The organism is Butyrivibrio sp. DSM 10294, from assembly GCF_028539135.1.
GTDB lineage: Bacteria > Bacillota > Clostridia > Lachnospirales > Lachnospiraceae > Butyrivibrio.
Genome location: NZ_JANSWL010000049.1, coordinates 132,710 through 139,150, shown reverse-complemented (window position 1 = coordinate 139,150; position 6,441 = coordinate 132,710). Strand labels below are relative to the sequence as shown.

Annotated in this window: 5 protein-coding genes and 1 tRNA gene; 5 read left to right on the top strand and 1 reads right to left on the bottom strand. The window is 45.0% G+C overall.

Going from position 1 to position 6,441, the window contains the following annotated elements; genetic code table 11:
- The first annotated feature begins 335 nt into the window (after window positions 1-335).
- Both NXH67_RS04530 and NXH67_RS04525 read left to right on the top strand, forming a co-directional pair.
- Window positions 336-1,463 carry a helix-turn-helix domain-containing protein gene (locus NXH67_RS04530; protein ID WP_272796565.1) on the top strand — a complete coding sequence of 376 codons (1,128 nt, stop codon included), beginning with the start codon at window positions 336-338 and terminating at the stop codon, window positions 1,461-1,463.
- Window positions 1,464-1,632: 169 nt separating this feature from the next.
- Window positions 1,633-2,391: a helix-turn-helix domain-containing protein gene (locus NXH67_RS04525; RefSeq protein ID WP_272796564.1), complete on the top strand. Its 759-nt coding sequence runs from the start codon at window positions 1,633-1,635 to the stop codon at window positions 2,389-2,391.
- Window positions 2,392-2,643: 252 nt separating this feature from the next.
- Here the strand turns inward: NXH67_RS04525 and NXH67_RS04520 are convergent.
- Window positions 2,644-2,717 (bottom strand) — tRNA-Arg (locus NXH67_RS04520).
- Window positions 2,718-2,835: 118 nt separating this feature from the next.
- Between NXH67_RS04520 and NXH67_RS04515 the strand changes: the two genes are divergently transcribed.
- The 3 genes from NXH67_RS04515 to NXH67_RS04505 are packed head-to-tail and all read left to right on the top strand — an operon-like array spanning window position 2,836 to window position 6,364.
- Window positions 2,836-3,891, top strand: coding sequence for an ABC transporter substrate-binding protein (locus NXH67_RS04515; RefSeq protein WP_272796562.1), 1,056 nt, complete (start codon window positions 2,836-2,838; stop codon window positions 3,889-3,891).
- A gap of 2 nt (window positions 3,892-3,893) precedes the next feature.
- Window positions 3,894-5,600: a sensor histidine kinase gene (locus tag NXH67_RS04510; protein ID WP_022777419.1), complete on the top strand. Its 1,707-nt coding sequence runs from the start codon at window positions 3,894-3,896 to the stop codon at window positions 5,598-5,600.
- The gene (locus NXH67_RS04505; RefSeq protein ID WP_272796559.1) at window positions 5,600-6,364 is read left to right on the top strand and encodes a response regulator transcription factor; all 765 of its coding nucleotides are present in this window, start codon (window positions 5,600-5,602) and stop codon (window positions 6,362-6,364) included. The genes NXH67_RS04510 and NXH67_RS04505 overlap by 1 nt, the downstream gene beginning before the upstream one ends.
- Window positions 6,365-6,441 lie beyond the last annotated feature (77 nt).

The following is a 6,441-nucleotide window of genomic DNA, read 5'->3' as shown; positions in this document are numbered from 1 at the left end:
CCCATATGTATAGGCTCCACGGACGCTTACTTTGTTCAATTAGGTTAAATCGCAATAAGATCAAACGAAAGGGCAGTTATTGTTATAATTCAAGCTGCTTTTTCGTTTGACCTTACAGCGATTCTAACCTAAAGAATTTATTCTTAGTCTTTTTATTTCAAATATGGCCACATTCGGCACATTATTTAAAAAGCATTGTTTTCCCTTTTCAATCATTTTTCCATACAATGAGAATTATCTTTCTCGTACAATGTTATGTAAGTAATTATAATTCTTTGCTACACTTACAGTACAGCTGAATTACACATTATTGCAATAATAGAAAAGAGAGCAAAATGAATAATAATCTGGGATCAAAAATAAAAGAACTTCGAATTGCAGAAAATCTCACGCAGGAGAGACTTGCGGAGGAACTGAATGTCTCATTTCAGAGTATCAGCAGATGGGAAAACGGAATATCAACACCGGATATCAGCTTAATACCTGTGATTGCGCGGTATTTCGGAGTTTCGACGGATTACCTGTTTGGTCTTCAGGATGAGGAATCCGAGATTACAAGGTCTGAGCTTGAGCAGAAATATCTTAGTTATAGAAAAGAGGGGGATCTTGATGAAGCATATGAAGTAATGCTGGAAGCCAGAAAAATGTTTCCAAGGGACCTGCACTTTTGTACTAATCTTGCTGAGGTTATGGATCTTTTTGAAGGCGGCAACAGCGCTCAGGTAGCGGCTTATACTGAGCAGCGCTTTTCTGAGCAGATTTTTTCCCTGTGCCGGAGAGTTGTGGAAGAGAGCAAAGATGAAACTGACAGGTCCAAGGCACTATCCATGCTATGTAGCTATTACATGAAGGCCGGGAATGTTTCTGCGGCTATGAAAATTGCGGACAGCATGACAGATATCATGCACTCAAAGGAAGTACTGCTTGGGGAGGTACTTTCCGGAGAGGATAAAAAGAAGCAGCTTCAGGAAAATATTTTGACAATGGCTGATTATATTTCCGACACTCTGGTGAAAATCGCTTTCCAAAAAGAATATGGCTTTTCAGCGTCATTATCACCTGAACAAAAGCTTGAATATGTACTTTCTGCAAACACAATTTTGACCACTATTATATCTGATGGGAATTATCTTGAATATTCAAGGAAGCTTGGATGGAATTACAGAAGAATTGCGGAACTATATGCAATGATGGATCAGAAGTCTAAGGCTATGGAGTATCTTCTGAAAGCAGAGGAGATGGCTAAAGTCTATGATTCTATAGACAAGGCAGTGCAGCGCAAGTTCACTTCAGTATTCTGTGACCAGGTCGAGAGTGATATGTCAAATAATGGAAAACACTTCGTTGGCACAGAAACTGAAATGCTATCCTATCGCCTTGGTGAACTTTCGGTGTATTTCGGAGATGATGATCAGTTCAAAGCACTGCAGGAGTGCATTGGTGGGAATAACATCGTCATATGATAATGGACCTGGGGGACGGGGTTTGTGGTCCATTTCGCTGTATCTACGATTCGTATACATCGGTATATTGTCAAAAATATACTCTATTCTACGTTCTATAGGTTACAATATGCTTAGAAATCTCTTACGCTTAAGTTGCAACTTATAATTCGCTGATAGGAGCAAATAGATGATTGATCAAAAGAAAACGGGACAATTCATATCTGATATCAGAAAAGAAAAAGGACTGACCCAGAAACAGCTGGCAGAGGAAATCGGAGTCAGTGACAAGGCCATCTCCCGATGGGAAACCGGACGCGGTATGCCTGACACATCCATTATGTCTGATCTTTGTAAGGTACTTGATATTAGTATCAATGAACTGTTATCCGGACAGCGCCTATCCAGCATGGATTACAACGGAAAGGCGGAAGAGAATATGGTAGAGCTTATAAAAACAAATGAGAATGTTAAAAGACAGGGCAGAAAGGCCATTGTCGGAACTATTGTCGGTATTATTTTGCTGTGCCTTTTTATTTTTCTGATCACGATTATATCCGGTGGAGTAGGCATGATTATCTACTTCATAGATCCTCCATCCTTAGTTTCACTGCTAGGAATTCAGCTTATTATCCTTGGTGCTTCCGGACATTTTGCAGACTTTTTCAGAAGCTTCAAGCTGCTTTTATCCTCTAAAAGCTATTCCGATGAAGAACTTATGCAGTTATCAGAAAAATCAGAACATGCCTTAAGCTTTGGTATAAAGACCACGCTTCTTGCCGGTATCTGTGTTGTACTGATTGGTTTCGTTATCTTCATGCAACATCTGTCTGACCCTGCGACCATCGGAGCAAACCTTGCTGTAATGGTGCTTACTTCACTTTATGCCTGCATAATCTCTCTTATGCTTTTGATAATCAAGGGAAGGCTTCATCGCTTTCATGCATAGTCAGTAGTTCCTGAAGAGATTGGGGTCAGACCCCAATCTCGAGTAGGAGTCAGCCTACTCGATTATAAATGGACAACAAACCCCGTCCCCCAGGTCCATATGTGGACTACCGCCATGCGCGACGAAGGAAGCAGAGCTTCCTTCTCCGCGGGCTGTCGCCCTATAAAAAAGGATACATAAAAGCTCTCTCGTGAGTAAACTCCCATCGAGCCTTTATGTATCCTTTTTTGCATGGCTTGTAGCCTTCGCGAATGTTCCCGATGCGATTCGAACGCACGACCTTTCGCTTAGGAGGCGAACGCTCTATCCTGCTGAGCTACGGAAACATGAACTAACTTAAGTATATTAGCACACTAAGAGCGCGGAATCAAGAATGTTTGAACAACAGATTATCGGTATAGTAAAATAGAGTATATCTAAGATACATTGGGGGAGAAGTGTTCTATGGGGAACAAAGCAGGAAGGCTGTTAAAAATATTGCTGATTGCAGCTGCCGGAGCGGCAATACTGCTGTTGTCTTCATGCGAAAATGTGCAGAGAGCGAAGACCGTTAAATATATCTCGGAAAAATATACCGTACCCGATGAGAAACAGCTCATCGTCTACACTTCACATAAGGAAGAGGTCTATCTTCCCATCATTCGCGAATTTGAAAACAGAACAGGAATCTGGGTGGAGGTTCACGCCGGAGGAACCGGGCAGATGCTGGAGCAGGCAAGGCAGGCTTCGGAGAATGGACAGTGCGACATCATGTTTGGGGGCGGCATTGAGAGTTATGAGGCGTCCAAGGATCTTTTTTTACCCTACAGAGCACAGGACAGGGAGAAGCTTGATCCAAACTATGCTTCTGTGGGCAATTACTATACACCTTTTACGGAGCTGCCTATCGTATTTATCTATAATTCCAAGCTGGTGGCCAAAAAGGATGCACCAAAGAGCTGGAAAGATCTTATGAGCGCAAGGTGGAAGGGCAAGATTGCCTTTGCGGATATGCTGAACTCAGGCACCAGCTATACGATAGTGTCTACTATGGAGCAGCTCTTTGAGGAGCCGGTGGATACTCTTTTGCCAAGGTTCTATGAGCAGCTGGATGGGAAGGTTCTTAGCTCTTCAGGACAGATAATTCCCAAGGTGTCAGACGGTAGCTTCCTTGTGGGGATCACATTGGAGGAGACTGCCCGCAAATATATGAAGGCCGGCTACGACATCAGCATGGTCTATCCGTCGGATGGAACCAGCGCTGTACCTGATGGCTGCGCCATGGTAAAAAATGCGCCTCACTCCTACAATGCGGGGCAGTTCATTGACTTCGTGGTGAGCCTTGATACCCAGAACTACGCTATGGATGAGTTCTTCAGAAGGCCCATTAGGCAGGATATTAGTCTGTCTGCAGGATATGGCAGGATAAAGCAGATTGATTTTGACATTGAGAGATCGGCCCTGGAAGAGCCTGAGATACTGAAGCTCTGGAGCGAGCTGACCGACAAGGAAGGGGGCTGAGTATGGGAATTATCAGACAGTCCTTTAAACGACAGATCTTTGTGGTCCTACTTGCGGTTACGCTTGTGCTGGTCAGTTTCGGAGGGATTCTGACGCTGCAGGGATTCCAGGCCAGGGTTAAGCAGGACTATGAAAAACGGGATAAGGAGCAGGAGCACATAATCGCTGAGAAGATTCTTACTATGATCGATCAGTCGGAGAAGGCACTGGTAAGTCTTGAGAGCGATGAAATCATCAAGGAAGCGCTGACTCCGGGAAGGAAGAATTCCCTGGAGATATATTCTTCCTTGTATGAGAAGACCAAGGATATCAGGAGCTTTTCCACAATTGATCTGTATATGGGCGAACTCTGCAAGTACAGCACAAGAAGCGGATATAAGTCAGATTCGTTGCCCCTTGATTATTCGGTGCTCAAGGAGTCTGCTTCAAGACCGGGAGTGACGGCTTACGGCCTTGACCCGGGGCATGCGTCGGAGAGCGGAGCGGCGCTACTTATCGCAAGGCAGATTGCGGAGGGGGAAACACCGGGCTTTGCCGTTATCAGGATTGAGCAGGAGGAGATAAAGAATCAGCTGGGGAGCGAGATCAATTCCAAGGACGGCTTCATGCTGACCAATAAGTACTTCAGGCCCTATTGTCTTATAGGTGCGGCAGAGAACGGTAAGACGCTGGGAATCATAAGAAATAACCTGCTGAAAGGGCTTCTTTTTGACACGGGGATAACAGGAAATGTCTATATAAATGAGCTTGGGGATTATGATCTTTTGACCATTTATACTACACCGCCGGCGCTGGAGGAGAGCGCTATCAAGGCAGGATACCAGATCATTCTGATGCAGGTTCTTATCAGTATTCTGGTGTGTCTTATTGTGGCATCAAGGCTCAGCAACTATCTGTCCAAGCCCATCAAGACGCTGGCTCTTGCTATGAAGAGGTTCAGAAAAGGAGATTTTGACACCAAGATAGAGCTTGCCAGAGAGGATGAGTTCGAGCAGCTGGCGACGGGCTTTAATAAGATGACAACCCAGCTGAAGGATACCATGGAGGAGCGGGTGGCTGCGGAGAGACAGGTCAACGAGACCAGGATTCAGATGATGCAGGCGCAGCTCAATCCACACTTTTTGTATAATACCCTGGATACCATCAAGTGGGTGGCCAAGGCCAATCAGGTGCCTGAGGTGGCCACAATGTCAGCGTCGCTGGCGGGAATTCTCAGGACGAGTATATCAGAGAGCCAGTTCTGTCCTTTGTCAAAGGAGCTGGAGCTGGTGCAGAACTACTGTGATATTCAGAAGATAAGGTTTGATGATAAGTTCCAGATTACGATCGATGTGCCGCTGGAGCTGCAGGGGGCCATTATCCCGAAGCTGATACTGCAGCCGATTGTTGAGAATGCCATTATTCACGGAATGGACGAATCAATCAACGGACATATCTATGTGGCAGCTATCAGAGACAGGAGAGATGGGAAGGACCTGTTGAAGATATCTGTTCAGGATGACGGAAAGGGCATCAGCGATGAGATGATGCAGGCACTTAATAACGATGATGTGGAGACGCTTAAGGGGCATCTGGGACTTAACAATGTCAATACGATCATCAGACTGTACTATGGAAAAGAGTATGGGGTTATGGCGTTTAGGCCGACGCAGGGCGGAACGGTAATGATAGTGACGCTGCCGTATATGGAGAAGGAGCCGGAAGGATAATGATTAAGGTACTAATAGTAGACGATGAAAAGTATGTCCGCATGGGCATCAAGGGCGACACGGACTGGTCGCTGATCGGGTGCGAGGTTGTGGGAGAAGCCTCCAACGGCGAAGAAGCACTGGAGGTTGCGGAGAAAGTACGCCCTGACCTTGTGATCTCCGATATCAGAATGCCAAGAATGGACGGAATAAAACTGGCGGAAAAGCTACTGGATAAATACCCGGAGACGAAGATTATTTTCCTTACTGCCTACAGCGAATTCGAGTATGCGAGGCAGGCGGTGAGGCTGGGGGTGTCGGACTATCTTTTGAAGCCCTTCCAGGATGGTGAGCTGGAGGGAGCGATACAGAGGCTCCTTCATCTTCATCCCAATACCAATGCTCAGGCGAAGGAGCTGGAGAATGAGCTGATTGCGATCAAGCCAAAGGAAGCAGTGGAGAACAGATACGTCCAGACAGCAATCGAATATATTGAAAAGCATTATCCTGAGACGGATTTCAGCATTGGAAAGTTGGCGGAATCCATGAGTGTCTCTGAGGGACATATCAGCAGGTTGTTTAAGGCTGAGACAGATACAAGTATTGGCAACTACTTGACGAAATACAGAATTCGAAAAGCTATGGATTATTTAAAAGACATCAATATGAAAGTATACGAAGTTGCTGATAAGGTGGGATACCAGGATATTGCGTATTTCTCCAATACTTTTAAGAAGCTTGTTGGGAAGACACCCTCTGACTATCAGACTAAAGGCCTGGGATAAAAAATTGGGGTCAGACCCCAATCACAGAATTTTCACAATTTGTCAGAAATCTACAAATAATATCAGTTTTGTCTTCT

Excerpts from the sequence above, each read along its gene's own strand:
- NXH67_RS04530 (WP_272796565.1), top strand. The coding sequence starts at position 336 with ATGAATAATAATCTGGGATCAAAAATAAAAGAACTTCGAATTGCAGAA.
- NXH67_RS04525 (WP_272796564.1), top strand. The coding sequence starts at position 1,633 with ATGATTGATCAAAAGAAAACGGGACAATTCATATCTGATATCAGAAAA.
- NXH67_RS04515 (WP_272796562.1), top strand. The coding sequence starts at position 2,836 with ATGGGGAACAAAGCAGGAAGGCTGTTAAAAATATTGCTGATTGCAGCT.
- NXH67_RS04510 (WP_022777419.1), top strand. The coding sequence starts at position 3,894 with ATGGGAATTATCAGACAGTCCTTTAAACGACAGATCTTTGTGGTCCTA.
- NXH67_RS04505 (WP_272796559.1), top strand. The coding sequence starts at position 5,600 with ATGATTAAGGTACTAATAGTAGACGATGAAAAGTATGTCCGCATGGGC.